Source organism: Allobosea thiooxidans, from assembly GCF_900168195.1.
GTDB classification, from domain to species: domain Bacteria; phylum Pseudomonadota; class Alphaproteobacteria; order Rhizobiales; family Beijerinckiaceae; genus Allobosea; species Allobosea thiooxidans.
Genome location: NZ_FUYX01000011.1, coordinates 142,815 through 166,100 on the forward strand (window position 1 = coordinate 142,815; position 23,286 = coordinate 166,100).

The window sequence follows — 23,286 nt, forward strand, 5'->3', positions numbered from 1 at the left end:
GCCGATTGTGCTTTTTGCGTCGCACCGAACCGTTTAGGGCCTTTCGTTGGCTTCGGCCGGGAGATGGGGAGAAGAGCGTGTCGTCGCAAGCACAGATCAGGCGCCTGACGGCGTTGGACATCCGCAACCGCAAGAGCGGCGATCCGATCGTGTCCCTGACCGCCTATACGGCGCCGATGGCGGCGCTGGCGGACCGCCACTGCGATTTTCTGCTCGTCGGGGATTCGCTGGGCATGGTCGTGCATGGCCTCGACAGCACCGTTCCGGTCACGCTGGAGATGATGATCCTGCACGGCCAGGCGGTGATGCGCGGCTCGCAGCGCGCGCTCATCGTCGTCGACATGCCGTTCGGCAGCTATGAGGAGAGCCCGGAACAGGCTTTCCGCAATGCCGCCCGCATCATGCAGGAGACCGGCTGCGGCGCGGTCAAGCTCGAAGGCGGACAGCGCATGGCCCCGACCATTCGCTTCCTGGTCGAGCGCGGCATCCCGGTGATGGCCCATGTCGGGCTGACGCCGCAGGCGGTGAACGTGCTCGGCGGCTTCAAGGCGCAGGGGCGCAACCGCGACGAATGGCCGGCGATCATCGCCGATGCCGGGGCTGTGGCGGAGGCCGGCGCCTTCGCCGTGGTCCTTGAGGCGGTGGCCGAGCCGCTGGCTGCCGAGATCGCCGGCAGGGTCGCGATCCCGGTGATCGGCATTGGCGCCTCGTCGGCCTGCGACGGGCAGGTGCTCGTGCTCGACGACATGCTCGGCCTGACCGGGCGCGTGCCGAAATTCGTCAAGCTCTTCGGCAACCTCGCTGAAGAGGTCGACAAGGCGGTCGCGGGTTACGCGGACGCGGTCCGGTCCCGGGCATTCCCCGGCCCGGAGCACGTCTATGCGGTGAAGGACTAAGCTCGAAACCACGCCGTCATTCCGGGGCTTCGCGCAGCGAAGAGCCCGGAACCCATAACCGTCGATAGAGCAGAAGGAAGCGGGCGGGCCGGTGTCCTATCCGGCAAGCGTTGCGGTTATGGGGTTCCGGACTCAAGCCTTCGGCTTGCCCCGGAATGACGAAGGCGGTTCTCGGGCGAACGCGGCGAGCACTCAGGCCCGCGCCGCGAGCAGCCGATCGATGAAGCCCTCGGTCGAGGCGCCGTTGATCCAGCGCAGCACGGCGACGATGTCCTGCTCCGGCTCGACCCAGACCACGTTGCTGCCGGCCCCCAGCGCCGAGAAGGCGGTCTCGGGAAGGCCCGGCCGTGCCGCCGGCCCGCGCGCCAGCCACCAGAGATAGCCGTAATTGCCGAGCGTGGGGGAGGGCGTCAGCATCCGCTCGACCCAGCCCTGCGAGATGAGCTGCCGGCCGTTCCACTGGCCCTTGCGGCCGATCAGCAGGCCGAAGCGGGCATGGTCGCGCGCGCCGATGAACAGGCCGCCGCCCCAGTGCCCGCCGCCCGGCACCGACTGGACCTCGCGCCCGTCGATCGTGACGAAGGAGGTGCTGTAGCCCTGCCACTGCCAGTCCGGCGAGGCGCCGACCGGATCCATGATGCGCTCGCGCAGCACCTCCGGCAGCGGCCGGCGGAAACGCTGGAGCAGGGCATAGCCCAGCACGTTCACCCGCACGTCGTTGTATTCGTAGAAGGTACCGGGCTGCTTCAATTCGCGGCGCTGGCCCTTGCGGCTGTTGTCGGCGCCGGGTCCGATCTGGCGGTTATGGTCGACCTGGTCGGACTTGCCGAAGATCTCGCCCTGCCATTCGCTCGACTGCTGCAGCAGGTGCCGCCAGGTGATCTGGCTGTTATGCGGTCCGGCGAAGGCGGGGTCGTCCACGCTTTTGCCGACCGGCTCCTCGACATCGCGGATCAGCCCGTCGTCGAAGGCGATGCCGGCGAGCACGGCAAGATAGCTCTTGGCGATCGAGAAGGTCATGTCGGTGCGGGCGGTGTCGCCCCATTCGGCGACGATGCGCCCGCCCTTGAGGACGAGGCCGGCCGGGCCGCCGCGCTCGCGCACCGGCCCGACGATCTCGGTCCAGGGGCCGCGCTCGTTCCACTCGACATTCCCGACATAGCTGCCGTCCGGATAATAGAGGCTGCGCGGCCAGGGGCTCTCATGCTCCTGCGCGAAGGCGACCGCCGCAGCGAGCCTGCCGGCATCGAAGCCCGCCTCGGCGGGGCTCAGCGTCTGCCAGGCGGCGCCATCGGTTGCGGGAACATAGGCTTCGGTCGGGTTGGGCAAGGCGGCACCTCCGGCAGGCAGGGTGTCGAGCTTTCGTCGAAAGCTCCGGCCCGTGCAAGCCGCGCCATGCGCATTTGCGGGCGGAGCGTGGCAGCCATGACCCGCATGCGCATTGAAATAGATGTGTATGCAATTATTGTTTCTGCATCAAAATCTGGAATGCCATGGAACCCACCAGCCCGAAGGACATGATCGGCCGGACGATCGGGCGCGCCGCCCGGCTCTGGCGCCGGGCCGTCGACGTCCGGCTCCAGGCCTACGGTCTGACCGAGGCGACCTGGCTGCCGCTGCTGCACCTGTCGCGCGCCATGGCGCCGATGCGCCAGAAGGACCTGGCGGCGTCGCTCGGCCTCGATGGGTCCACTGTCGTCCGCCTGCTCGACAACCTGCAGGCGGCCGGCCTGGTCGAGCGGCGGGAGGACGAGGGCGATCGCCGGGCCAAGACGATCCATCTGACGCCGGAGGCGGAACGGCTCGTCGCGCAGGTCGAGGCGATCGCGCGGGATGTGCGGCTGGCGACGATCCAGGGCATTCCGGAAGCCGATATCGAACGCGCCGCGGCGGTCCTGGAGCGGATCTGCGACGTGCTTGCGGCTCTCCCCGAAAGCGACATGGCATGACCGCCCAGCTGCCGCCCGATCCGATTCCTGCGGCCCGGGTCCGGCCGGCGCCGCTCTGGCTGCTGGCGATGATCACCTTCAGCGGCACGCTCGCCATGCATGTCTTCGTGCCGGCGCTGCCGCGCGCGGCGCATGATCTCGGCGCGAGCGCCGGCTCGCTGCAGTTGACAATCAGCTGCTACATCCTCGGGCTGGCTTTCGGGCAGCTCTTCTACGGCCCTGTTTCTGATCGCTATGGCCGCCGCCCGGTATTGATGGCCGGGCTCGTCCTCTACACCCTCGCCAGCATTGCCGCGGCGCTGACGCCGGGCATCCAGGCCCTGATCGCGACGCGCCTGCTGCAGGCGCTCGGCGGCTGCGCCGGGATCGTCCTCGGCCGGGCGATCGTGCGCGACGGCTCGGGCATGGCCGATTCGACGCGCCGCCTCGCAACCATGAACCTGATCGTCATCCTCGGCCCCGGGGTCGCGCCGCTGATCGGCACGGCCGTCTCGGAGAGCTTCGGATGGCGCGCGATCTTCTTCGGCCTTGCCGCGATGGGCGTGGCGAACATGCTGCTGACCTGGCGCGTCCTGCCGGAAACGGCGCGGCCGAGCGCCAGCGCCGATTTCGGCGCGGTGCTGCGCGGCTACCGGCGCCTGCTGCGCACGCCGGCCTTTCTCGGCTATGCGGTCGGCGGCAGCCTCGCGACGACGCCGATGTATGCCTTCATCAGCGCCGCGCCTTTCATCTTCACCCGCGATCTGGGGCGGCCGGCGCATGAGGTCGGCACCTATCTCGCGCTGATCGCCGTCGGTATCTGGCTGGGCAATCTCTGTTCCAGTCGCCTGGTGGGCCGCGTGCGGCTCGCCAGCCTCATGACCGGCGGCAGCGCGATCAGCCTGCTCGGCGCCGTGCTTCTCTTCGGCAGCGCGCTTTCCGGCCATCTCGGCCTCGCGCTCACGCTGGGCGGGGCCATGGCCTTCACCTTCGGCGCCGGCATCGCGAGCGCGCCGGCCCTCGCCGAGGCGATGAGCGTCGATCCCCGTCTGGCCGGTTCCGCCTCCGGCTTCTACGGCTTCATCCAGATGGCCATCGGCGCGCTGGCCACCTCGCTGGCCGGCCTGGGCGGCGACCCGGCGCTCGCTTCCGGCGCGGTCCTGACGGTGGCGGCGCTCGGTGCCCAGCTCTGCTTCGCGCTGGCGCTGCGGGCGCGCCGCCGGACCGTCGCGCAGAAACCCGTAGAGGCCGCCGCGGAGTGACATCGTCGCTTCGCTGCGTCCGAGCCTTGCGCCTCGCGCGACTCGGGCCTATGAACCCCGCTTCAAATGACATCGCCAGCACCGCTCTACCCGCACCGTCATCTCCTCGGGATCGAGGGGTTGTCCCATCTGGACATCGAGGCGCTGTTGGACAGGGCCGAGGCCTATGTCGCGCTCTCCCGCCAGGTCGAGAAAAAGGCGGCGACCTTGCGCGGTCGCACCCAGATCAACCTGTTCTTCGAGCCTTCGACCCGGACGCAAGCCTCCTTCGAGCTCGCGGGCAAGCGCCTCGGCGCCGACGTCATGAACATGTCCGTCGCTTCTTCCTCGGTGAAGAAGGGCGAGACGCTGATCGACACCGCCGCGACGCTCAACGCCATGCGGCCGGACATCATCGTCGTGCGCCATCACGCCGCCGGCGCGGTCAACCTGCTCGCCCGCAAGGTCAGCTGTTCGGTGGTCAATGCCGGCGACGGCGCCCATGAGCACCCGACCCAGGCACTGCTCGACGCGCTGACCATCCGCCGCAACAAGGGGCGCATCGCCGGGCTGACCGTCGCGATCTGCGGCGACATCGTGCATTCCCGCGTCGCCCGCTCCAACATCATCCTGCTCAGCGCCCTGGGCGCCAAGGTCAGGCTGATCGCGCCCTCGACGCTGCTGCCGGCCGGCATCGAGCGCATGGGCGTCGAGGTCTACACCGACATGAACAAGGGGCTGGAGGGCGCCGACATCGTGATGATGCTGCGCCTTCAGCTCGAGCGCATGCACGGCGCCTTCGTGCCTTCCTCGAAGGAATATTTCCGCTATTACGGGCTCGATCGCGAGAAGCTGGAGCGCGCCGCGCCCGATGCGCTCGTCATGCATCCGGGCCCGATGAACCGCGGCGTCGAAATCTCCTCCGAGGTCGCGGACGGCGCCCAGTCGCTGATCCGCGAGCAGGTCGAGATGGGCGTGGCCGTCCGCATGGCCGTGCTCGATGCGCTGGCGCAGCACCTCCCGAATATCTGAGCGTGGCAGGACCGGACATGGCTGAGACGCAGGATATCGCGATCGTCAACGCGCGCTTGGTCGATCCAGCGACCGGGCGCGAGGGCAGGGGCTCCGTCCTGCTGCGCGACGGCGCCATCGCCGCCGTCGAACGGGGCGCGGCGCCCGCGACCGGCGAGAATGCGCGCCGCATCGACGCGAAGGGGCTGGTGCTGACGCCTGGCCTCGTCGACCTGCGGGCCTTCCTCGGCGAGCCTGGCGCGGAGTTCCGCGAGACGCTCGGCACCGGCTCGCATGCCGCGGCCGCCGGCGGTGTGACCACCGTGGTCTGCCGGCCGGACACCGACCCGCCGATCGACGATCCCGCGATCATCGACTTCCTCAAGCGCCGCGCCCGCGACAAGGCGATCGTCAACGTGCTGCCCTGCGCCGCGCTGACCAAGGGGCTGCACGGCAAGGAGATCACCGAATTCGGCCTGCTGCTGGAGGCCGGCGCGGTCGCCTTCTGCGACGGCGCGAGGGCCCTGCGCAATCCGCAGGTCATGCGCCGGGCGATGATCTATGCCCGCAACTTCGACGCGCTGATCATGAACCATGTCGAGGACCCGGAGCTGCGTGGCTCCGGCGTGATGAACGAGGGCGAGTTCGCCAGCCGCAAGGGCCTGCCCGGCATCCCGCTCGAGGCCGAAACGGTGATGCTGGAGCGTGACATCCGCCTCGCCCGCGCCACCGGCGCGCGCTACCACGCCGCCATGATCTCCTGCGCGGAATCGGTCGAGCTCGTCCGCCGGGCGAAGCAGGACGGCCTGCGCATCACCTGCGGCGTCTCGATCAACAACCTGACCCTCAACGAGAACGACGTCGGCGAGTACCGGACCTTCTGCAAGGTCTCGCCGCCGCTGCGCCATGAGGATGATCGCCTCGCGCTGGTCGCAGCCCTCGCCGAGGGCGTGATCGACGTCGTGGTCTCGGACCATGACCCGCAGGACGTCGAGACCAAGCGCCAGCCCTTCGCCGAGGCGGCCGACGGCGCGCTCGGCATCGAGACCATGCTCTCGGCCTCGCTGCGCCTGGTGCAGGCCGGCCAGATCGGCCTGCCGCAGCTTCTCGCCGCCTTGTCGGCGCGTCCGGCCGGGTTGCTCGGCCTCGGCTGTGGCCAGCTCGGCATCGGCGCGCCGGCCGATCTCATCCTGCTCGATCCCGAGGCGCCCTATGTCGTCGACAAGCGCAAGCTGAAGTCCCGCGCCAAGAACTCCCCCTTCGACGAGGCGCGTCTGGAAGGCATCGTTCAGACGACCTTCGTCGGCGGCCGTGTCGTCTACGAGGTCGAGCCGGGCTGACCGGCCCATTGGGAAACACCAGCCCTCATCCTGAGGAGCCATTTCGTCAGAAATGGCGTCTCGAAGGATGCTCCAGGCTCTGCGGACATCTGGAGCATCCTTCGAGACGCCGCTCACGCGGCTCCTCAGGACGAGGGCTCGCGGGCTCTGCGAGTGGCTTTCAGCGGCGTCTGGGTGCCAAGGAGGCTTGTCCGGGCTGACGGCGCGCTTTCTATTCACGGATACAAATTCTATTGTGCTGACCGCCGAGGGGGCGAGGGGGCTGAATGGCTGAGACGTTGAACTGGAGCCTTTCCGGCTCCGCCGCGCTGGTCGCTCTCGTCGTCGGCTATCTCTTCGGCTCGATTCCCTTCGGCATCATCCTGACCAAGCTCGCAGGCGGGCCCGATCTGCGCAGCATCGGCTCGGGCAATATCGGCGCCACCAACGTCCTGCGCACGGGCAACAAGAAGCTCGCCGCCGCCACGCTCGTCGGCGACATGCTGAAGGGCACGGCTGCGGTCCTCGTCGGCGCGCGCCTGCCCGGTGGGGCGGAAGCGGCGCTGGTCGCAGGCATCGGCGCCTTCCTCGGGCATCTCTTCCCGGTCTGGCTGCGTTTCAAGGGCGGCAAGGGCGTCGCGACCTTTCTCGGCGTGCTCATCGGGGTGAAGGGTTCGATCGCGTTGATCTTCGCCGCGATCTGGCTGAGCATCGCCTATCTCTCGCGCTATTCCTCGCTGTCGGCACTGGTCGCCAGTCTGTTGACGCCGCTCTTGCTCTGGTTCTGGGCCGGCATGCCGAAGGCGGCCGTCGTCATGGGCATCCTGACGGTGCTGCTCTGGATCATGCACCGGACCAATATCGTCCGGCTCCTCCAGGGGAGTGAAGGCAAGATCGGCCAGAAGGGCTGATACCGGGATGGCTGGGATCGTCCTCTCCGATCGCCAGCGTCTCGATTGGTTGAGGCTGATCCGCAGCGAGAGCATCGGCCCGCTGAGTTTCCGCTCGCTGACGAACCGCTTCGGCGGGACCGCCGCGGCGCTGGAGGCGCTGCCGGATCTCGCACGCCGCGCCGGGCGCAGCCTCCGCGTCTGTACGGCCTCCGAGGCCGAGCGGGAGATGGAGCAGTTGCAGCGCATAGGTGGCCGTCTTCTCGCGCTTGGCGAGCCCGATTATCCGCTGCCGCTGCAGGCGATCGATTCGGCCCCGCCGCTCATTGCCGTCCTGGGGCAGGCGGAGGTCCTGCGCCGGTCCTGCGTTGCGCTGGTCGGCTCGCGCAACGCCTCGGCCGCCGGCATGAAGCTGACGGCGCGTCTCGCGCGGGAGCTCGGAGAAGCCGGTTTCGTCGTCGTCTCGGGGCTGGCGCGCGGCATCGACACCGCGGCGCATGAGGCCAGCCTGGAGACCGGCACGGTCGCCGTGCTCGCCGGCGGGCTCGACCAGGTCTATCCGCCGCAGAATCTGCCGCTGGCGCGCCGCATCGCCGAGCACGGCGCGGTCGTCAGCGAGATGCCGCTCGGCTGGGTCGCGCGGGCTCGCGACTTCCCGCGCCGCAACCGCCTCGTCTCCGGTCTCTCGCTCGGCACGGTGGTGGTCGAGGCGGCGCGCCGTTCCGGCTCCCTGATCACGGCGCGCTTCGCCAATGAGCAGGGCCGCCAGGTCTTCGCCGTACCGGGATCGCCGCTCGACCCCCGCGCCGAGGGCGGCAATCACCTGATCCGGGAAGGGGCGATTCTCTGCGCCGCGGCAGCCCATGTCGTCGAGGCGCTGGCGCCCTTGCGCGAGCGCGAACCCGGGCAGCCGGTGCAGATGCGCCTGTTGCGCGAGCAGCCGTGCGATGCGGCCGGCGAGGCGCTATGGGATGAATGGGACCTGCCGGGACTGGCGCCGGCTGCTGCGGGCTTCGCCCGTGACGACGAAGGCGGGCCGGAGGATGACGCACCGGCGGCTGGACCTCGGCCGGAGGGGACGGATTTGGCCGGGCTCGTGCTCGGCCTGCTGGGGGCCGCACCGGTCGCGTTGGACGATCTTGTGCGCGCCAGTGGCCGGGCGGCACGCGACGTGAACCGTGTTCTCGTCGAGCTGGAACTGGAAGGGGCGGTCCTGCGCCATCCGGGCGGGGCCCTGTCGCGCAGCCGCCTGTGAAGCACGGACCCGGCGCTCAGAGGGGCTCGGCCTTCCGCGCCAGCCGCTCGATCGCGGCGGAGGCCTCCATCCGGGCCATTTCGAGGAAGTAGGCGAGTGCGCCGAGCTCCGCCTCGCGCGCCATGGTCCGCATCTCGGCCGTCATGCTCTCGACGAAGCAGGCGACCTCCAATGTGGAGGCCGCCCGCCCGGGCTGCATGTCCGGCGCGCCGGCGTCGGGTTCGGGCTCGCGAAGGGCCGGGTTCCGGTTCTCGGGATTCATCGCGGTTCGATTCCCTCGTGGCGTCGTTAGGGTTGTGTCTCCTTAACGTGATGCAATTATAAATTGCATAGCGCGAGCGAATTCAAGCGGAAGAGAATCAGGTCAGGAGGAAGACCGCCGCCGGCAGCGTCGCCAGCGCGAGCAGCGTCTGCAGCGTGGTGATCTCGGCCATCAGCGGCGCGTCGCCGCCGAGGTCGCGGGCCAGGAAATAGGCGGCGGTCGCGGTGGGGACGGAGCCGGCGATGACCGTCATGGTCAGGGCGGGGCCGGTGACGCCGAACCAGCCGGCATAGAGCCAGGCCGCCAGCGGCATCGCGACCAGCTTGAGCTCGACGGCCACCCAATGGGCGAGCCGCGGCCGCGCCAGCCGATCGAGGTCGAGCGCCGAGCCGACGACCAGCAGGCCGATGCCGAGCGAGGCCCGCCCGAGCACATCGAGATAGCTGGTGAAGGCCGTGGGCAGCAGCCCCTGCGCCTGGTTGAGCAGCAAGCCTGCGGCGGAAGACCAGATGAAGGGATTGTACAGGATCGAGCGGACGGTGGTGCCGACGCTCATCGGCTTGCCGTTGGCGAAGCGCGCCAGCACGAGCACGCAGGTCACGTTGAGCAGGGGGATCATCGAGGCGACGGCGATCGCCATCAGCGTCGTGCCGGTGCGCCCCTGCAGCCCGGCGGCGAGCGCGAGCGCGACGAAGGTGTTCCAGCGCACCGAACCCTGGAAGATCGAGGTGAAGGCCGGGCCGGCGATGCCGCCGCGGGCGAGCAGCGGGCGCAGCAGCAGCAGCAGGGCGGCAATGCTGAGGATCGCCATGACGAGGCTCATTCCCATCGCGGCGACCGGCACGCTGCGCAGATCCGCCGTCGCCAGCGTGTGGATCACCACGGCGGGAAACAGCACCTGATAGGTCAGGCGCTCGACCCCGATCCAATGGGCCGGGGTCACGATGTTGCGGACCTTCAGGAGCCAGCCCGTCGCGATGACGAGGAAGACGGCGATCAGACTGTCGAGCATGCTGGCCGGGGGAAGAGGCGGTGCCTGGGGAACAACGGGCGGGAACGCCCGTTGATAAAATGAGTGCTGAAGCGGCCTGTCCCTGTCATGCCGCGCCCGCAGCGGCAAGGGCCTTGGCGAAACGCCGCTCTGTCCCTGCCGCAATGCTGCCGCGATTGGTTCAGGCCTCATTCAACCGGATTATCCGATCCTGTCTTCAAGGTTTGGGGCGATCTCGCGAAAGGAGATGCCGTCATGATGTCACTGAGGAAGAAATCCGTCGTCTTTCTGGCCGCGGCCGGCATCGCGGCCGGCAGCTTCACCGTTCCGGCGCTGGCCGGCGGGCCAGTCAGCGTCGATGCCAAGCGGCTCGACAAGGCTCAGGTCGACTATACCGGCTATCGTTATCGCTATTCGCGCGGTGCGCGCGGCGCTGCGATTGCCGGAGCCGTCGGCCTCGGCATCCTGGGTGCGGCGATTGTGGCCAATAACCGCGCTTACGCGGCGCCGAGCTACTATTACGACGACTACTACGCCCCGCCGCCGGCGCCGGTCTATGCCTATCCGCGGCGCTACTACGCGCCCTACGGCTATTACGGGCCTTACGACTTCCGCGATTATCGCTGAGGTCGTAGCAGGGCCGCCACGCAGGGCCCGCGCCTCGGCGCGGGCCGGCATGTGAACGAAGTCTTTTGAGTTTCGGCGCCAGACAGGGCGTCGTTTTGCTGATGGGGGAACCAATCTGATGAAATCGCTTCGGCGTTCGCTGGTGGCAGGGCTCGGCCTCGCGCTGGCGGGCTGGGCTGCCGTCCAGCCGGCTGCCGCTCAATACTATGGCGGCTCGGGCTACGGCGGCTATGACCGCCGTGATCGCTATGAGCGCCGCGACACCTATGAGCGCCGTGGCAATGACCGCCAGGACTGGGGCCGGCGCGGCTATGACGACCGGCGTGGCTACGATGACCGCCGCGGCGGTTATGATGATCGCCGCGGCGGTTACGGCCGGCGCGCGCCGGATCCGATGGCCGGGATGGATCTCGACGAGCGCAAGCGCGCGATCAAGAACGAGCGCGAGGCGCAGAAGAAGGCGTTCAAGCAGCAGCAGTTTCAGCGCAGCCTGCAGCTTCGCTGAGGCGGGGCAGCCGCGGCGAACCCGGCCCACCGTTCAGGGGGCACCTTTCGGAACCCGCTCCGCCTTTGGCGGGGCGGGTTCAGTCGTTCATGCCGTCCTCGTCGGTTTCGGTGAAGGCGAGCCGGCCGAGGCGGTCGAGCGCCCCCTGCAGGATGTAGGCGGCTGCCATCTTGTCGACCACGGCGGCGCGCTTGGCGCGGGAGGCGTCGGCATCGAGCAATGTGCGCGTCACGGCGAGCGTCGACATGCGCTCGTCCCAGAACACGATCGGCAGGTCGGTGAGGGGCGCGAGATTGCGCACGAAGGCGCGGGTGGATTGCACCCGCGGCCCTTCCGTCCCGTCCATGTTGAGCGGCAGGCCGATCACCAGCCCCGCGACCTGATGCTTCGCCGCGATCTTGAGCAGGGCGGCGGCGTCGAGGCCGAACTTGACGCGCTGGATCGTCTCGAGCGGTGTCGCGATCTGCCGCTCGAGGTCGGAGAGCGCCAGCCCGATGGTCTTGGTGCCGAGGTCTAGCCCGAGCAGCCGGGCATGGGCCGGCAGGTCAAGGAAGGTTTCGAGCGGGACGATCGCGCTGGTCATGCCCAGCCGGTATCACGCGCGCGGCCCGGTTGCGAGCGCGGCTTTCCGGTTCGCCGGTCCTGCGTCGGGCGAATGCCGGCTTCGCGGGCACCGCGGCGCCCATGCCATCGCGCATCGGCCGGGATCGGGCTATATCGGCGCGCTCGAAGCGGCGCCGCCGCTCCAGAAGGGGATCTTTGCCGTGCCGGTGCGCATCTCGCTGCAGGTTCCAGACAAGGCCTTGCTCGGCGCCTACGAGGCCGCGTTGCGCGGCGGCTGGTCGCCGAACACCACGCGCAACGTCGCGCCCCAGCAGCTTGCCGCCATCGCCGCCGATCCCGACGCCTTCCTCGCCGAGATCCGAGGCGGCCCTGGCCGGATCCGCCTGCCCGATGGCCGCGAAGTCGATCGCATCCCCGGGCCGACGCGCTGGATCTTCGCCGAAGACCGGCCGGAACGCCCCTTCGTCGGCTCGATCAACCTGCGTTGGCAGGAGGATGCCGAGGGCCGTCCGATCCTGGCCCTGCCCGAGCATGTGCTCGGCCATATCGGCTATACCGTCCTGCCGGCCTTCGCCGGCCATGGCTACGCCACCGCGGCGCTTGCGGCGATGCTGGGCGTGGCCCGCGACGCTGGGCTGCCCGAGATCACCATCACCTGTGACGTGAGCAACCACGCTTCGCGCCGCATCATCGAGAAGAATGGCGGACGCCTGGTCGAGACCTTCGTCGCGCCGCTCTACGGCCCCGACCCACGCCTGCGCTTCATCGTCAGCACCGCCCCATGACCGACATCGTCATCACCGAGTTCATCGACGAGGCCGCGATCGCCGGTCTGAGGGCACGCTATACGGTCCACTATGATCCCGAGCTCTATGCCCACCCGGACGAAATGGCTCGGCTCTTCGCCGATGTCCCCGCGGTGATCGTCCGCAACCAGACGCAGGTGCGCGGCAAGGTGCTGGAGGCGGCCAAGGCCTTGAAGGTGATCGGCCGCCTCGGTGTCGGCCTCGACAATCTCGACATGGAGACCTGCGCGGCCCGGGGCATCCGCGTCTTCCCCGCGACGGGCGCCAACAGCCTCTCCGTCGTCGAATACGTCATCGGCACGACGATGACCCTGCTGCGTGGCGCCTATTTCGCCAATGCCGCGATGCTCGCCGGCGAATTCCCCAAGACGCGGCTGATCGGCCGCGAGGTCGCCGGCAAGCTGATGGGCCTCGTCGGCTTCGGCGCCATTGCCCGCGACGTCGCCCGCCATGCCCGCGCGATCGGCATGGAAGTCGCCGCCTACCATCCGCGCCTGCCCGCCGATGACCCGGCCTGGAGCGGCGTGCGCCGGCTGGAACTCGAGGAGTTGCTGGCGCAAGCCGACGTCGTCAGCCTGCATGTGCCGCTGACCTCGGAAACCCGCGGCATGATCGACGCCAGGGCCTTCGCCCGGATGAAGCCGGACGCCATCCTGATCAATACCGCGCGCGGCGGCATCGCCGACGATGCGGCGCTGGTCGCGGCGCTCAAGGCCGGCAAGCTCGGCGGCGCCGCGATCGACGTCTACGAGCAGGAGCCGCTGGGCAAGGACGCGGCCAAGGTGTTCACTGGCGCGCCCAACCTGATCCTGACCCCGCATATCGCCGGCAACACGGTGGAGTCGAACGCCCGCGTCTCGGGCCTCGTCGCCGAGAAGGTCATGGCGGCGCTGGAGGAGCGGATCTAGCGATCGCGCGAGCGTCATTCTCGGGCGAAGCGCAGCTTCGATCGGCGAATCTCAGGACGAGAAGGCGCTGGTTTCCGAGATGCTCGGGGCAAGCCCGAGCATGACGGCGATGTCACACGAAATCGAACCGATCGACATCGACCAGCCCCTTGTCGGTGATCTTGAGATGCGGGATCACCGGCAGCGTCAGGAAGGCGACCTGCAGGAAAGGTTCCGCCAGCACGACGCCCAGCGCCTTCGCCGCGGCGCGCAGCTTTTCGAGATCGTGCCGCACCGCCTCGAAGGGCTGCTCGCTCATCAGCCCCGCGACCGGCAGCGCCAGCTCAGCCGTCACCTTGCCGCCATCGGCCACGGCGAAGCCGCCGCCGGTCTCGATCAGCCGGTTCGCTGCCGCCGCCATCGAGGCATCGTCCACGCCGACCACGCAGAGATTGTGGCTGTCATGGCCGACCGAGGAGGCGATGGCGCCCCGCTTCATGCCGAAGCCATGGACGAAGCCGGTGGCGATGCCGCCATTCCTGCCATGCCGCTCGATGACGGTGACCTTGATCGCGTCCTGCGCGAGATCGGGCAGGGCCTCGCCATCGCGCGAGGGCAGGGGCATCGACAGCCGCTCGGTGATGATCCGCCCCGGCACGACGCCGATCACCGGCGTCTCGCCGTCGCGGGCCGTCGCATGGAAATCGTCGGGCGCCAGCCTACGGTTCTTGACGCTGCCGAGCCCGACCGGCGCAATGCTCGCCCGGTCCGCGAACAGCGCTTCCTCGACCAGTCGGCCCCCTGCGACGACCTGCTTCACCGAACAGGCGGCAAGGTCCTCGACCAGCACGATGTCGGCGCGTTTGCCAGGGCCGATGAAGCCGCGGTCGAACAGGCCGAAATTCCGCGCCGCCGAGAGCGAGGCGACGCGGTAGGTCGCGAGCACATCCGCGCCGTTCGCGATGGCGGTGCGGATCATGTAGTCGAGATGGCCTTCCTCGGCGATGTCGAGCGGGTTGCGGTCATCGGTGCAGAAGGCCAGGAAGGGCGAGGCGTCGCGCGAGATCAGCGGGACCAGCGCATGCAGGTCCTTCGAGACCGAGCCCTCGCGGATCAGGATCGCCATGCCCTTGGCGAGCTTTTCGCGGGCTTCGTCGGCGGTGGTCGTCTCATGGTCGGTGCGGATGCCGGCGGCGAGATAAGCGTTGAGGTCCATGCCGCGCACCAGCGGTGCGTGCCCGTCGATATGGCGGTGCGAGAAGGCCTCGAGCTTGGCGAGGCAGGCCGGGTCTCGGTGGATCACGCCCGGAAAATTCATGAATTCGGCGAGTCCGATCACCTTGGGATGATTCATCATCGGCGTCAGGTCGCCGGCTTCCAGCGCGGCCCCCGCCGTCTCAAGATGCGTCGCGGGCACGCAGCTCGACAGGTTGACGCGCAGATCCATCCGCATCGCCTCGGCGCAGGCGAGGAAATAGCGGATGCCCTCGCTGCCCAGCACATTGGCGATCTCGTGCGGGTCGCAGATCGCGGTGGTGACACCGTGCGGCAGCACGCAGCGCTCGAATTCGAGCGGCGTCACCAGCGAGGATTCGATGTGCAGATGCGTGTCGATGAAGCCGGGCACGGCGATGAGGCCCTTCGCGTCGATGACCCGCTTGCCTTCGTAGTTGCCATAGGTCCCGACGATGGTGTCGCCGCAGATCGCGATATCGCTCTCCACCAGCGCGCCGGTGACGAGGTCGAGGAGCCTTGCCCCCTTGATCACGAGATCGGCCGGCTCGTCGCCATGCCCCTGGGCGATCCGGCGGGCGAGTTCTTGACTGGAGACCTTGGCAGCGTCGGTCATTGGATGGTTCCGGTGGTTCGACATGGCGCCAACCTGCCTCTCTCCGCATGCATTGTCGACTTGGTCGGCGCCTCGGATCGGCCTAGATAGGAGCCGGCATTTCGAAAGCCCGGAGCCTTCGCATGAAACTCACCTGGTACGGCCATTCCGCCTTCCGCGTCGACATCGACGGTGCCGCCATCCTGATCGACCCGTTCTTCACCGGGAACCCGGCCTTCGAGGGCGATGTCGCGGCGGTCAGCAAGGGCATCAGCCATATCGTCGTGACCCATGGCCATGGCGACCATGTCGGCGACACGCTCGACATCGCCGAGAAGACCGGCGCGACCGTGATCACCAATTACGACCTCGCCATGCACCTCGCGGCGCAGGGGCTGAAAAGCTTCCAGCCGATGAACACCGGCGGCACGGTCGATCTCGGCCCCTTCAGCGTCACGCTCACACGCGCCGACCATTCGGCCGGCATGGGCGAGGGCGGCGTCAACGTCCCCGTCGGCAGCGCCAATGGCGCGATCATCAAGGCCAGGGGCGAGAAGACGCTCTGGCATATGGGCGACACCGACATCTTCTCCGACATGGCCCTGCTCAGCGAGATCCATGGCGTCGAGGCCTGCATCTGCCCGATCGGCGACCGCTTCACCATGGGCGGCAAGATCGCGGCGCTCGCCATGACCCGCTTCGTCAAGCCGAAGGTGGCGATTCCGAGCCATTACGGCACCTTCCCGATCATCGACCAGAATGCCGACCGCTTCGTCGCCGGGCTGAAGGGCAGCGGCATCGAGGTCGTGGTGCCGAAGAAGGGCGAGCCTTTCGCGATCTGAGGGCTCTGGCACTTCAGGCAAGACCGCGGGAACCCTCTCCTTGCAGGAAAGGGGTTCCTCGCGCCCTGGTCTGGTAAATTACGGGCTTCTGTTGCGGGCGCTTGCTCCTCCGCTTATAGCCCTGACAACGATTGGCGCCGCTGCGCCGCCATTTTCTCAGGAGTCCGCCATGTCGGTCGATCTCGCCACCGTCAAACGCGTCGCGCATCTCGCGCGCATCGCCGTGCCGGAGGCCGATCTGCCCAAGCTGCAAGGCGAGCTCAATGCGATCCTCGGCTTCGTCGAGCAGCTCGACGAGGTGAATGTCGAGGGCGTCGAGCCGATGACCTCGGTGACGCCGATGGCGATCAAGCAGCGCGAGGACGTCGTCACGGACGGCGAGATCGCGGACAAGATCGTCGCCAACGCCCCGGCTTCCGAGGACGATTACTTCATGGTGCCCAAAGTCATCGAGTAGCGTGCGTCATCGTTCCCCGTCATTGCGAGCGAAGCGAAGCAATCCAGGGGGACGTCGAGCGCTACGCTCCTGGATTGCTTCGTCGCTGCGCTTCTCGCAATGACGGTACCGCCGGCCCAAATTCCATTCGGATATCGACCGTGACCGATCTCACCCGCCTGACGCTGACCGAGGCCCGCGACGGCCTCAAGGCCAAGACCTTCTCCGCCACGGAGCTGACGAAGGCCCATATCGCCGCCGTCGAGAAGGCGCGCGCCCTCAACGCCTATGTGCTGGAAACGCCCGAGCATGCCCTGAAGCAGGCGGCCGCTTCCGACGAGAAGCTGGCCAAGGGCGAGGGGCGTCCGCTCGAAGGCCTGCCGCTCGGCATCAAGGACCTCTTCGCCACCGAAGGCGTGCGCACCACCGCCTGCTCGAAGATCCTCGGCAATTTCGTGCCGGCCTATGAATCGACCGTGACGAGCCAGCTCTGGCGCGACGGCGCGGTGATGCTCGGCAAGCTCAACAACGACGAATTCGCGATGGGCTCGTCGAACGAGACCTCGGCTTTCGGCAATGTCGTGAACCCGTGGCGCCGGAAGGGCTCCAACGTGGGTGCAGGGCAGGGCGGCGCCGTCGAGGGCAATCATCTGGTGCCGGGCGGCTCTTCCGGCGGTTCGGCTTCCGCCGTCGCCGCCGATCTCTGCCTTGCCGCGACTGCGACCGATACCGGCGGCTCGATCCGCCAGCCGGCCGCCTTCACCGGCACGGTCGGCATCAAGCCGACCTATGGCCGCTGCTCGCGCTGGGGCACGGTGGCCTTCGCCTCCTCGCTCGACCAGGCCGGGCCGATCGCCAAGACCGTGCGTGACGCGGCGGTGATGCTGCGCTCCATGGCCGGCCACGATCCCAAGGACACCACCTCGGTCGACATGGCCGTGCCGGATTACGAGGCTGCCGTCGGCCGCTCCGTGAAGGGCATGAAGATCGGCATTCCCCGGGAATACCGGCTCGACGGGCTGAACCCCGAGATCGACGCGCTCTGGCAGCAGGGCATCGCCTGGCTCAAGGCGGCCGGCGCCGAGATCGTCGAGATCTCGCTGCCGCACACCAAATACGCCCTGCCGGCCTATTACATCGTCGCTCCGGCGGAAGCCTCGTCCAACCTCGCCCGCTATGACGGCGTTCGCTACGGCCTGCGCGAGCAGGGCAAGGACATCGTCGAGATGTACGAGAAGACCCGCGCCGCCGGCTTCGGCGCCGAGGTCAAGCGCCGCGTGATGATCGGCACCTATGTGCTCTCGGCCGGCTATTACGACGCCTATTACCTGCGCGCCCAGAAGGTCCGCACGCTGATCAAGCGCGATTTCGAGACGGTCTATGCGCAGGGCATCGACGCGGTGCTGACGCCTGCGACGCCGTCCGCGGCCTTCGGCATCGGCGAGAAGGGCTCGGCCGACCCGGTCGAGATGTATCTGAACGACATCTTCACGGTGACGGTGAACATGGCCGGCCTGCCGGGCATCGCCGTTCCGGCCGGTCTGGACAGCCAGGGCCTGCCGCTCGGCCTGCAGCTGATCGGCCGCCCCTTCGACGAGGAGACGCTGTTCTCGCTCGGCCAGGTCATCGAGCAGGCGGCGGGCCGCTTCCCGGTGACGGAGAAGTGGTGGGGCTGAGGGCGCGTCGGCGCGCTCGCCGCGCCGGCATGGTCCGGCGCCCGATCGCGGCGTCGCCATGAGCTGGAATCGGTCCGGCCGCGACCCGCTCCCGGCAGGTGCTATCCAATAAAAAGGGGCGGTCCGCTAAGCGGACCGCCCCTTTTTTCACGCGGCTGGGATCAGCCGACGATCTCGTTGCCCGAGAAGAACTGGGCGATCTCGATGGCGGCGGTCTCCGGCGCGTCCGAACCGTGCACCGTGTTCTCGCCGACCGACAGGGCGAAGAGCTTGCGGATGGTGCCCTCGGCGGCGTTCGCCGGGTTGGTGGCGCCCATCACGTCGCGATACTTGGCGATGGCGTCCTCGCCCTCGAGCACCTGCACGACCACCGGGCCGGAGGTCATGAACTCGACGAGCTCGCCGAAGAACGGACGGGCCGAGTGGACGGCGTAGAAGGTCTCGGCCTGGGCCTTGGTCATCTGGATGCGCTTCTGCGCGACGATGCGCAGGCCGGCCTTCTCGATGACCGCGTTGACCGCGCCGGTGAGATTGCGCTTCGTCGCGTCGGGCTTGAGAATGGAGAAGGTACGCTGGACAGCCATCGAAAGATCCTTGGAAGGGGTATGGATAAGGGAAATCCGGCGCGCTTATAACCGCGGCCTTCGCCCCCCACAAGGCTCGCCGCGAGCCCGCTTCCGCTTCGAACGGACGAGCCGGCTCAGCGTTTTCATGCTATGGTCGCGGCGCTCGAGATGAGGGAGGCGGTCCATGCGCGCTGTCGCGATGGTGTTCCTGAGTTATCTCACGATGCTTTGCCGGTTGCTGGATGTGACGACCGGATCGATCACCAAGGACCGTCGTGGCAACCTGCCCCCGCCCTCGGGCGGCATCGCGTCCTTCTGAACCACGCTCCTCGACGTGCGAGGCGCGTCGCGACACGGGAAACCCGTGCCGCCACGGTCAGCTGCGCCCTGGCAGCGGGCGCCTTCGTCGCCACGACATGGCTTCGCCAGCGACCGGTCTTCCGGCTTGAGCCGCGCCGGAATGTCGATATAGTTCATATATGAACCATGCAGGCATAGCTGGTCGGACAGGGAGGACCGGGTGATGAGGGAGCACGGATCGAAGCGTGTGGCTCTGGCGGCTCTGGGCATGCTCGCTGGCATCGGGGCCGCGACGGCGCAGGAGGTCACCGGCGTCTGGCAGCGGGACACGGGCGCCTCGCGGGTGCGCTTCAGCAAATGCGGCGAAGCGCTCTGCGGCACGATCTCCTGGCTCAAAGAGCAGAGCGGGCCGGCCAAGGTAGGCCAGCGGATCTTCTACGACATGAAGCCGAACGGCGCGAACACGTGGAGCGGCAGCGCCTTCAATCCGGAGGACGGCAAAACCTATGCCGGCACGATGACGCTTTCGGGCGGCACGCTGACGACGGCCGGTTGCGTCATGGGCGGGCTGATCTGTCGCTCGGTCAAATGGACTCGGATGGACTGAGCCGCGGACCGCGAGCCTTGTTGCAGCCACGAGAAGCGACGCTTCCCGTCATGCTCGCCCTTGTGGCGAGCATCCACGTCTCGAACGCAGCCTTCGACCGCCGCAGGCGTGGATGGTCGGGACAAGGCCGACCATGACGCGTTCGGCGGAGAGCATCCCGCACTGGCCCCGCCAAGGCGGGGCGCCCGCGACGACGGGGCGGGGAGGGCCCCTCAGCGCGCCTTCTGGCCGAAGAGAACCGCCTTCTCCTCGGGCGTGCTGATGCCAGCGGGGTTGCGCAGCTCCTCGGCGACCTTCAGCCCGCGCTGTACGGCCGGGCGTGCCTGCATCGTCTCCAGCCAGCGCGCGACGTTCGGGAACTGGCGGATGTCCTGGCCCTGCCGCTCCCAGCCGCGGGCCCAGCCGATGCAGGCCATATCGGCGATCGAATACTCGCCGCAGATGTAGTCGCGACCCTCGAGGCGCCTGTTCAGTACGCCGTAGAGGCGATTGGCCTCGTTGGTGTAGCGCTCGATGGCATAGGGCACCTTCTCGGGCGCGTAGATGCGGAAATGATGGGTCTGGCCGAGCATCGGCCCGAAGCCGCCCATCTGCCAGAACAGCCATTCGTCCACGGCGACACGGCCGCGCTCGTCGGCGGGATAGAACTTGCCGGTCTTGCGGCCGAGATATTGCAGGATGGCGCCCGATTCGAAGACGGAGATCGGCTGGCCGTCCGGCCCGTCCGGATCGATGATCGCGGGCATGCGGTTGTTCGGCGAGATGGCGAGGAATTCCGGCTTGAACTGGTCGCCCTTGCCGATGTTCACCGGCACGATGGTATAGGGCAGCCCGCATTCCTCGAGCATGATGGTGATCTTCCAGCCGTTCGGCGTCGGCCAGTAATAGAGGTCGATCGGCTTGGCGGGCGCTTGCGGCATCTGTCGATTCCTTCCTGGCATTGGGCCTCGGCGCGAAACGTAGGGAACGCACCGAAGGGCCGGAAGGGGGGCAAGCCCGCCTTCAGCGCGACCGCGCCATGCCGTGGCGGCGCGGCGCGCTCAGGGCGAAAGCGCCTTCTTGAAGCCCTCATGGCTCTGGCTGAAGCCGAGCCTGGTGTAGAAGCGATGGGCGTCCGGTCGGGCCTTGTTCGAGGTCAGCTCGACGAGGCCCACCCCCTTGGCGGCGGCGAAGGCGAGCGCGTGGCGCATCATGATCGCACCGATGCCGCGGCCCCGGCATTCGGGCGCGACATGGACGCTCTCGATCTTCGCGCGGACGCGCCCGCGCTCGGCAAGGCCCGGCAGCAACGAGATCTGATAGGTGCCGACGACCGAGCCGTCGCGCTCGGCGACGAACAGGCTGGTGTGGTTCCCGGCGCGGATGCGCGCGAAGGCGTCGCGATAGGCCGGGTGCTGCGCTTCGGCCGCGATCTCCTCCGGCGTGCGTGTCTGGGTCGGTGCGCCGTGGAGGATCAGCGCTGCGATGCGCGCAACGTCCTCCGCCACGGCCTCGCGCATGAGGGTGTCCCCCGTCTCTATCGGCTCTCGCTTCATCATGCTCCCTTCGGCCGTGTCGGCCTTTACTCGGCGAACAGGCGCTTGGCCATGAGCAGCGTGTTCGGCGTGTCGTCGCGGCCGTCGAACCGCACCTGTCGCTGCAGGAAGAAGCCCATGCGCTCGTAGAAGGCGATCGCGGGCTCGTTCTGGCTCTCGACCTCGAGGCGCGCCACGGGCGCCTTCGGGAAGCAGGCGAGGGCGATCTGCAGCAGGGTTCGGCCGATGCCGACGCCCTGCCAGGCCGGCAGGACGTAAAGCCGCGTCAGCATCGCCGCGCCGTCGCGTTCCTGCCGGGCCGAGGCCGTGGCGACGATCTCCTCGTCGATCAGGGCGACGAGGAAGACGCCTTCCTCCCGGCCGAGCTGGCTGTGCAGGCTCTCGGGCGAATGCCAGGCATTGGTCATCTCGGCGACGCGACGCCAGCCATAGATGCCGTCATAGGTGGCGTGCCAGGTCTCGACCAGCAGCGCCCGCACGGCCGGCACGTCGGCGGCCTCGGCGTCGCGGATGACGAGACCTGCCGGGGTCATCGCCTATCCCTCGGACCGATGAAACGACGCCGTCATCCCGGATCTCCGCAAAACCTATCCTTGGGCCGATCGGAGATCGGACCGGAGGGCTGCGTCCAGGATGACGACATGGTCGATCACTCGATCCCCAGCTTCCTCTTCAGGATCTCGTTGAGCGCCTGCGGGTTGGCCTTGCCGCCCGAGGCCTTCATCGCCTGGCCGACGAACCAGCCCAGCATGGTCGGCTTGGCCTTGACCTGCTCGACCTTGTCGGGATTGGCCGCGATGATCTCGTCGACCGCCTTCTCGATGGCGCCGGTGTCGGTGACCTGCTTCATGCCGCGGGCCTCGACGATCTGGCGCGGGTCGCCGCCTTCCGTCCAGAGGATCTCGAACAGGTCCTTGGCGATCTTGCCGGAGATCACGTTCTCGCCGATCAGGTCGACGAGGCCGCCGAGCTGGGCCGCCGAGACCGGCGAGGCCGCGATGTCCTTGCCTTCCTTGTTGAGGCGGCCGAACAGCTCGTTGATCACCCAGTTGGCCGCGGCCTTGCCGTCGCGGCCCTTGGCTACGGCCTCGAAGTAATCCGCCTGGTCGCGTTCGGCGACGAGGACGGAGGCGTCGTAGGGCGAGAGCCCGTATTCGGCGATGAAGCGGGCCTTCTTGGCGTCCGGTAGCTCGGGCAGGGCGCCCTTCAGGCTCTCGACGAAGGCGTCGTCGAATTCGAGCGGCAGCAGGTCCGGATCGGGGAAGTAGCGATAGTCGTGCGCCTCCTCCTTGGAGCGCATCGAGCGCGTCTCGCCCTTGCCGGGATCGTAGAGGCGGGTCTCCTGGTCGATGGTGCCGCCATCCTCGATGATGCCGATCTGGCGGCGCGCCTCGGCCTCGACCGCCTGGCCGATGAAGCGGATCGAGTTGACGTTCTTGATCTCGCAGCGCGTGCCGAAGGGATCGCCGGGCTTGCGCACCGAGACGTTCACGTCGGCGCGCAGGTTGCCCTTCTCCATGTCGCCGTCGCAGGTGCCGAGATAGCGCAGGATGGTGCGCAGCTTGGAGACATAGGCCTTCGCCTCCTCGGCCGAGCGCAGGTCCGGCTTGGAGACGATCTCCATCAGCGCCACGCCCGAGCGGTTCAGGTCGACGAAGCTCATCGTCGGGTGCTGGTCATGGATCGACTTGCCGGCGTCCTGCTCGAGATGCAGCCGCTCGATGCCGACCGTGATCTGCTCGGTCGGCGACAGATCGACCACGATCTCGCCTTCGCCGACGATCGGGCTCTTGTACTGACTGATCTGGTAACCCTGGGGCAGATCGGGGTAGAAGTAGTTCTTGCGGTCGAAGACCGAACGCTTGTTGATCTGCGCGCTGAGGCCCAGGCCCGTGCGCACCGCCTGGCGGACGCATTCGGCGTTGATCACCGGCAGCATGCCGGGCATCGCCGCGTCGACGAGGCTGACATGTTCGTTCGGCTCGGCTCCGAAACCGGTCGAGGCGCCGGAGAACAGCTTGGCGTTGGAGGTGACCTGGGCATGGATCTCCATGCCGATCACCACTTCCCAGTCGCCGGTCGCGCCCTTGATCAGCTTCTTCGGGTCGGAGGGGCGGGCATGCGCGTTCATTTAGGGTCTTCCGGCTGGGGATGTTGGCCTACGCGTTACGATGTCGGCGAGCGTGCGGCAAGCGCCCGTTGCGCCGGCAGGTCCAGGGGGACAGGCGGCATTATTGTGCGATGCCGTTGCGCTCCTGCAACCAGATGACGGGAATATGTCATATTCCGCGCCGGATCGCGATTTTTGACGAGT

Annotated in this window: 26 protein-coding genes; 16 read left to right on the forward strand and 10 right to left on the reverse strand. The window is 68.2% G+C overall.

Annotated elements, in window-relative coordinates; genetic code table 11:
• The first annotated feature begins 77 nt into the window (after positions 1 to 77).
• Positions 78 to 896 (forward strand): 3-methyl-2-oxobutanoate hydroxymethyltransferase, encoded by an 819-nt coding sequence (panB, locus tag B5Y19_RS18915; RefSeq protein ID WP_055729326.1) that lies wholly within the window; start codon positions 78 to 80, stop codon positions 894 to 896.
• 192 nt (positions 897 to 1,088) lie between these two features.
• On the opposite strand, the gene B5Y19_RS18920 is transcribed toward panB, so the two are convergent.
• Positions 1,089 to 2,225 (reverse strand): serine hydrolase domain-containing protein, encoded by a 1,137-nt coding sequence (locus B5Y19_RS18920; protein WP_244555640.1) that lies wholly within the window; start codon positions 2,223 to 2,225, stop codon positions 1,089 to 1,091.
• 164 nt (positions 2,226 to 2,389) lie between these two features.
• Here B5Y19_RS18920 and B5Y19_RS18925 point away from each other — a divergent pair, with 164 nt between their 5' ends.
• The 6 genes from B5Y19_RS18925 to dprA all read left to right on the forward strand — a co-directional run bounded on the left by B5Y19_RS18925 (position 2,390) and on the right by dprA (position 8,540).
• Entirely contained in the window at positions 2,390 to 2,845 is a 456-nt protein-coding gene (locus B5Y19_RS18925; RefSeq protein WP_055729327.1) for a MarR family winged helix-turn-helix transcriptional regulator, read from the forward strand.
• Entirely contained in the window at positions 2,842 to 4,086 is a 1,245-nt protein-coding gene (locus tag B5Y19_RS18930) for a multidrug effflux MFS transporter (RefSeq protein WP_055729328.1), read from the forward strand. Before B5Y19_RS18925 ends, B5Y19_RS18930 begins: the two co-directional genes overlap by 4 nt.
• Positions 4,087 to 4,152: 66 nt before the next feature.
• Complete coding sequence (locus B5Y19_RS18935; protein WP_055729329.1) at positions 4,153 to 5,097, forward strand: aspartate carbamoyltransferase catalytic subunit; 945 nt, start codon at positions 4,153 to 4,155, stop codon at positions 5,095 to 5,097.
• Positions 5,098 to 5,114: 17 nt separating this feature from the next.
• Positions 5,115 to 6,416 (forward strand): dihydroorotase, encoded by a 1,302-nt coding sequence (gene pyrC / locus B5Y19_RS18940; RefSeq protein ID WP_055729330.1) that lies wholly within the window; start codon positions 5,115 to 5,117, stop codon positions 6,414 to 6,416.
• Positions 6,417 to 6,682: 266 nt separating this feature from the next.
• Entirely contained in the window at positions 6,683 to 7,306 is a 624-nt protein-coding gene (gene plsY, locus B5Y19_RS18945; RefSeq protein ID WP_055729331.1) for a glycerol-3-phosphate 1-O-acyltransferase PlsY, read from the forward strand.
• 16 nt (positions 7,307 to 7,322) lie between these two features.
• On the forward strand, positions 7,323 to 8,540 hold the full coding sequence (dprA, locus tag B5Y19_RS18950) for a DNA-processing protein DprA (RefSeq protein ID WP_055729364.1): 1,218 nt from the start codon (positions 7,323 to 7,325) through the stop codon (positions 8,538 to 8,540).
• A 16-nt stretch (positions 8,541 to 8,556) separates the two neighbouring features.
• Here dprA and B5Y19_RS18955 read toward each other — a convergent pair whose 3' ends face one another.
• On the reverse strand, positions 8,557 to 8,802 hold the full coding sequence (locus B5Y19_RS18955) for a hypothetical protein (RefSeq protein ID WP_055729332.1): 246 nt from the start codon (positions 8,800 to 8,802) through the stop codon (positions 8,557 to 8,559).
• A 97-nt stretch (positions 8,803 to 8,899) separates the two neighbouring features.
• Positions 8,900 to 9,814, reverse strand: a complete 915-nt coding sequence (locus tag B5Y19_RS18960; protein WP_055729333.1) for an AEC family transporter — start codon at positions 9,812 to 9,814, stop codon at positions 8,900 to 8,902.
• Between the two features lie 234 nt (positions 9,815 to 10,048).
• On the opposite strand from B5Y19_RS18960, the gene B5Y19_RS18965 reads away from it, so the two are divergent.
• Positions 10,049 to 10,420, forward strand: a complete 372-nt coding sequence (locus B5Y19_RS18965; protein ID WP_055729334.1) for a hypothetical protein — start codon at positions 10,049 to 10,051, stop codon at positions 10,418 to 10,420.
• 118 nt (positions 10,421 to 10,538) lie between these two features.
• Entirely contained in the window at positions 10,539 to 10,925 is a 387-nt protein-coding gene (locus tag B5Y19_RS18970) for a hypothetical protein (RefSeq protein WP_055729335.1), read from the forward strand.
• Positions 10,926 to 11,004: 79 nt separating this feature from the next.
• On the opposite strand, the gene ruvX is transcribed toward B5Y19_RS18970, so the two are convergent.
• Positions 11,005 to 11,508 (reverse strand): Holliday junction resolvase RuvX, encoded by a 504-nt coding sequence (gene ruvX / locus B5Y19_RS18975; protein WP_055729336.1) that lies wholly within the window; start codon positions 11,506 to 11,508, stop codon positions 11,005 to 11,007.
• Here ruvX and B5Y19_RS18980 point away from each other — a divergent pair.
• Complete coding sequence (locus B5Y19_RS18980; RefSeq protein WP_055729337.1) at positions 11,507 to 12,274, forward strand: GNAT family N-acetyltransferase; 768 nt, start codon at positions 11,507 to 11,509, stop codon at positions 12,272 to 12,274. The two genes, ruvX and B5Y19_RS18980, sit on opposite strands and share 2 nt — an antisense overlap.
• Entirely contained in the window at positions 12,271 to 13,203 is a 933-nt protein-coding gene (locus tag B5Y19_RS18985; RefSeq protein WP_055729338.1) for a hydroxyacid dehydrogenase, read from the forward strand. Before B5Y19_RS18980 ends, B5Y19_RS18985 begins: the two co-directional genes overlap by 4 nt.
• Before the next feature lie 112 nt (positions 13,204 to 13,315).
• Here B5Y19_RS18985 and ade read toward each other — a convergent pair whose 3' ends face one another.
• A complete protein-coding gene (ade, locus tag B5Y19_RS18990) occupies positions 13,316 to 15,031 on the reverse strand; it encodes an adenine deaminase (protein ID WP_055729339.1) in 1,716 nt (571 codons plus the stop codon).
• Between the two features lie 122 nt (positions 15,032 to 15,153).
• Between ade and B5Y19_RS18995 the strand changes: the two genes are divergently transcribed.
• From B5Y19_RS18995 to gatA, 3 genes are all read left to right on the forward strand, one after another.
• Positions 15,154 to 15,852 (forward strand): metal-dependent hydrolase, encoded by a 699-nt coding sequence (locus B5Y19_RS18995; protein ID WP_079591925.1) that lies wholly within the window; start codon positions 15,154 to 15,156, stop codon positions 15,850 to 15,852.
• Positions 15,853 to 16,021: 169 nt separating this feature from the next.
• Positions 16,022 to 16,309 carry an Asp-tRNA(Asn)/Glu-tRNA(Gln) amidotransferase subunit GatC gene (gene gatC / locus B5Y19_RS19000; RefSeq protein WP_055729341.1) on the forward strand — a complete coding sequence of 96 codons (288 nt, stop codon included), beginning with the start codon at positions 16,022 to 16,024 and terminating at the stop codon, positions 16,307 to 16,309.
• A 140-nt stretch (positions 16,310 to 16,449) separates the two neighbouring features.
• Complete coding sequence (gene gatA, locus B5Y19_RS19005; protein ID WP_055729342.1) at positions 16,450 to 17,964, forward strand: Asp-tRNA(Asn)/Glu-tRNA(Gln) amidotransferase subunit GatA; 1,515 nt, start codon at positions 16,450 to 16,452, stop codon at positions 17,962 to 17,964.
• A 161-nt stretch (positions 17,965 to 18,125) separates the two neighbouring features.
• Here gatA and ndk read toward each other — a convergent pair whose 3' ends face one another.
• Complete coding sequence (gene ndk, locus B5Y19_RS19010) at positions 18,126 to 18,548, reverse strand: nucleoside-diphosphate kinase (protein ID WP_055729343.1); 423 nt, start codon at positions 18,546 to 18,548, stop codon at positions 18,126 to 18,128.
• A 166-nt stretch (positions 18,549 to 18,714) separates the two neighbouring features.
• Between ndk and B5Y19_RS26620 the strand changes: the two genes are divergently transcribed.
• A complete protein-coding gene (locus tag B5Y19_RS26620) occupies positions 18,715 to 18,849 on the forward strand; it encodes a hypothetical protein (protein ID WP_280174388.1) in 135 nt (44 codons plus the stop codon).
• A gap of 204 nt (positions 18,850 to 19,053) precedes the next feature.
• The gene (locus B5Y19_RS19015) at positions 19,054 to 19,437 is read left to right on the forward strand and encodes a DUF2147 domain-containing protein (RefSeq protein WP_055729344.1); all 384 of its coding nucleotides are present in this window, start codon (positions 19,054 to 19,056) and stop codon (positions 19,435 to 19,437) included.
• A 212-nt stretch (positions 19,438 to 19,649) separates the two neighbouring features.
• Here the strand turns inward: B5Y19_RS19015 and B5Y19_RS19020 are convergent, their stop codons facing one another.
• From B5Y19_RS19020 to gatB, 4 genes are all read right to left on the reverse strand, one after another.
• Positions 19,650 to 20,357 (reverse strand): glutathione S-transferase N-terminal domain-containing protein, encoded by a 708-nt coding sequence (locus B5Y19_RS19020; RefSeq protein ID WP_055729345.1) that lies wholly within the window; start codon positions 20,355 to 20,357, stop codon positions 19,650 to 19,652.
• Positions 20,358 to 20,477: 120 nt separating this feature from the next.
• Positions 20,478 to 20,936 (reverse strand): GNAT family N-acetyltransferase, encoded by a 459-nt coding sequence (locus B5Y19_RS19025; RefSeq protein WP_055729346.1) that lies wholly within the window; start codon positions 20,934 to 20,936, stop codon positions 20,478 to 20,480.
• Between the two features lie 62 nt (positions 20,937 to 20,998).
• Complete coding sequence (locus B5Y19_RS19030) at positions 20,999 to 21,505, reverse strand: GNAT family N-acetyltransferase (protein ID WP_055729347.1); 507 nt, start codon at positions 21,503 to 21,505, stop codon at positions 20,999 to 21,001.
• A gap of 116 nt (positions 21,506 to 21,621) precedes the next feature.
• Positions 21,622 to 23,103, reverse strand: coding sequence for an Asp-tRNA(Asn)/Glu-tRNA(Gln) amidotransferase subunit GatB (gene gatB, locus B5Y19_RS19035; protein ID WP_055729348.1), 1,482 nt, complete (start codon positions 23,101 to 23,103; stop codon positions 21,622 to 21,624).
• Positions 23,104 to 23,286 lie beyond the last annotated feature (183 nt).

Coding starts and splice junctions, on each gene's coding strand:
- B5Y19_RS18925 (WP_055729327.1), top strand. CDS start 2,390: ATGGAACCCACCAGCCCGAAGGACATGATCGGCCGGACGATCGGGCGC.
- B5Y19_RS18930 (WP_055729328.1), top strand. CDS start 2,842: ATGACCGCCCAGCTGCCGCCCGATCCGATTCCTGCGGCCCGGGTCCGG.
- B5Y19_RS18935 (WP_055729329.1), top strand. CDS start 4,153: ATGACATCGCCAGCACCGCTCTACCCGCACCGTCATCTCCTCGGGATC.
- pyrC (WP_055729330.1), top strand. CDS start 5,115: ATGGCTGAGACGCAGGATATCGCGATCGTCAACGCGCGCTTGGTCGAT.
- plsY (WP_055729331.1), top strand. CDS start 6,683: ATGGCTGAGACGTTGAACTGGAGCCTTTCCGGCTCCGCCGCGCTGGTC.
- B5Y19_RS18955 (WP_055729332.1), bottom strand. CDS start 8,802: ATGAATCCCGAGAACCGGAACCCGGCCCTTCGCGAGCCCGAACCCGAC.
- B5Y19_RS18960 (WP_055729333.1), bottom strand. CDS start 9,814: ATGCTCGACAGTCTGATCGCCGTCTTCCTCGTCATCGCGACGGGCTGG.
- B5Y19_RS18965 (WP_055729334.1), top strand. CDS start 10,049: ATGATGTCACTGAGGAAGAAATCCGTCGTCTTTCTGGCCGCGGCCGGC.
- B5Y19_RS18970 (WP_055729335.1), top strand. CDS start 10,539: ATGAAATCGCTTCGGCGTTCGCTGGTGGCAGGGCTCGGCCTCGCGCTG.
- B5Y19_RS18980 (WP_055729337.1), top strand. CDS start 11,507: ATGCCCAGCCGGTATCACGCGCGCGGCCCGGTTGCGAGCGCGGCTTTC.
- ruvX (WP_055729336.1), bottom strand. CDS start 11,508: ATGACCAGCGCGATCGTCCCGCTCGAAACCTTCCTTGACCTGCCGGCC.
- B5Y19_RS18985 (WP_055729338.1), top strand. CDS start 12,271: ATGACCGACATCGTCATCACCGAGTTCATCGACGAGGCCGCGATCGCC.
- ade (WP_055729339.1), bottom strand. CDS start 15,031: ATGACCGACGCTGCCAAGGTCTCCAGTCAAGAACTCGCCCGCCGGATC.
- B5Y19_RS18995 (WP_079591925.1), top strand. CDS start 15,154: ATGAAACTCACCTGGTACGGCCATTCCGCCTTCCGCGTCGACATCGAC.
- gatC (WP_055729341.1), top strand. CDS start 16,022: ATGTCGGTCGATCTCGCCACCGTCAAACGCGTCGCGCATCTCGCGCGC.
- ndk (WP_055729343.1), bottom strand. CDS start 18,548: ATGGCTGTCCAGCGTACCTTCTCCATTCTCAAGCCCGACGCGACGAAG.
- B5Y19_RS26620 (WP_280174388.1), top strand. CDS start 18,715: ATGCGCGCTGTCGCGATGGTGTTCCTGAGTTATCTCACGATGCTTTGC.
- B5Y19_RS19015 (WP_055729344.1), top strand. CDS start 19,054: ATGAGGGAGCACGGATCGAAGCGTGTGGCTCTGGCGGCTCTGGGCATG.
- B5Y19_RS19020 (WP_055729345.1), bottom strand. CDS start 20,357: ATGCCGCAAGCGCCCGCCAAGCCGATCGACCTCTATTACTGGCCGACG.
- B5Y19_RS19025 (WP_055729346.1), bottom strand. CDS start 20,936: ATGCGCGAGGCCGTGGCGGAGGACGTTGCGCGCATCGCAGCGCTGATC.
- B5Y19_RS19030 (WP_055729347.1), bottom strand. CDS start 21,505: ATGACCCCGGCAGGTCTCGTCATCCGCGACGCCGAGGCCGCCGACGTG.
- gatB (WP_055729348.1), bottom strand. CDS start 23,103: ATGAACGCGCATGCCCGCCCCTCCGACCCGAAGAAGCTGATCAAGGGC.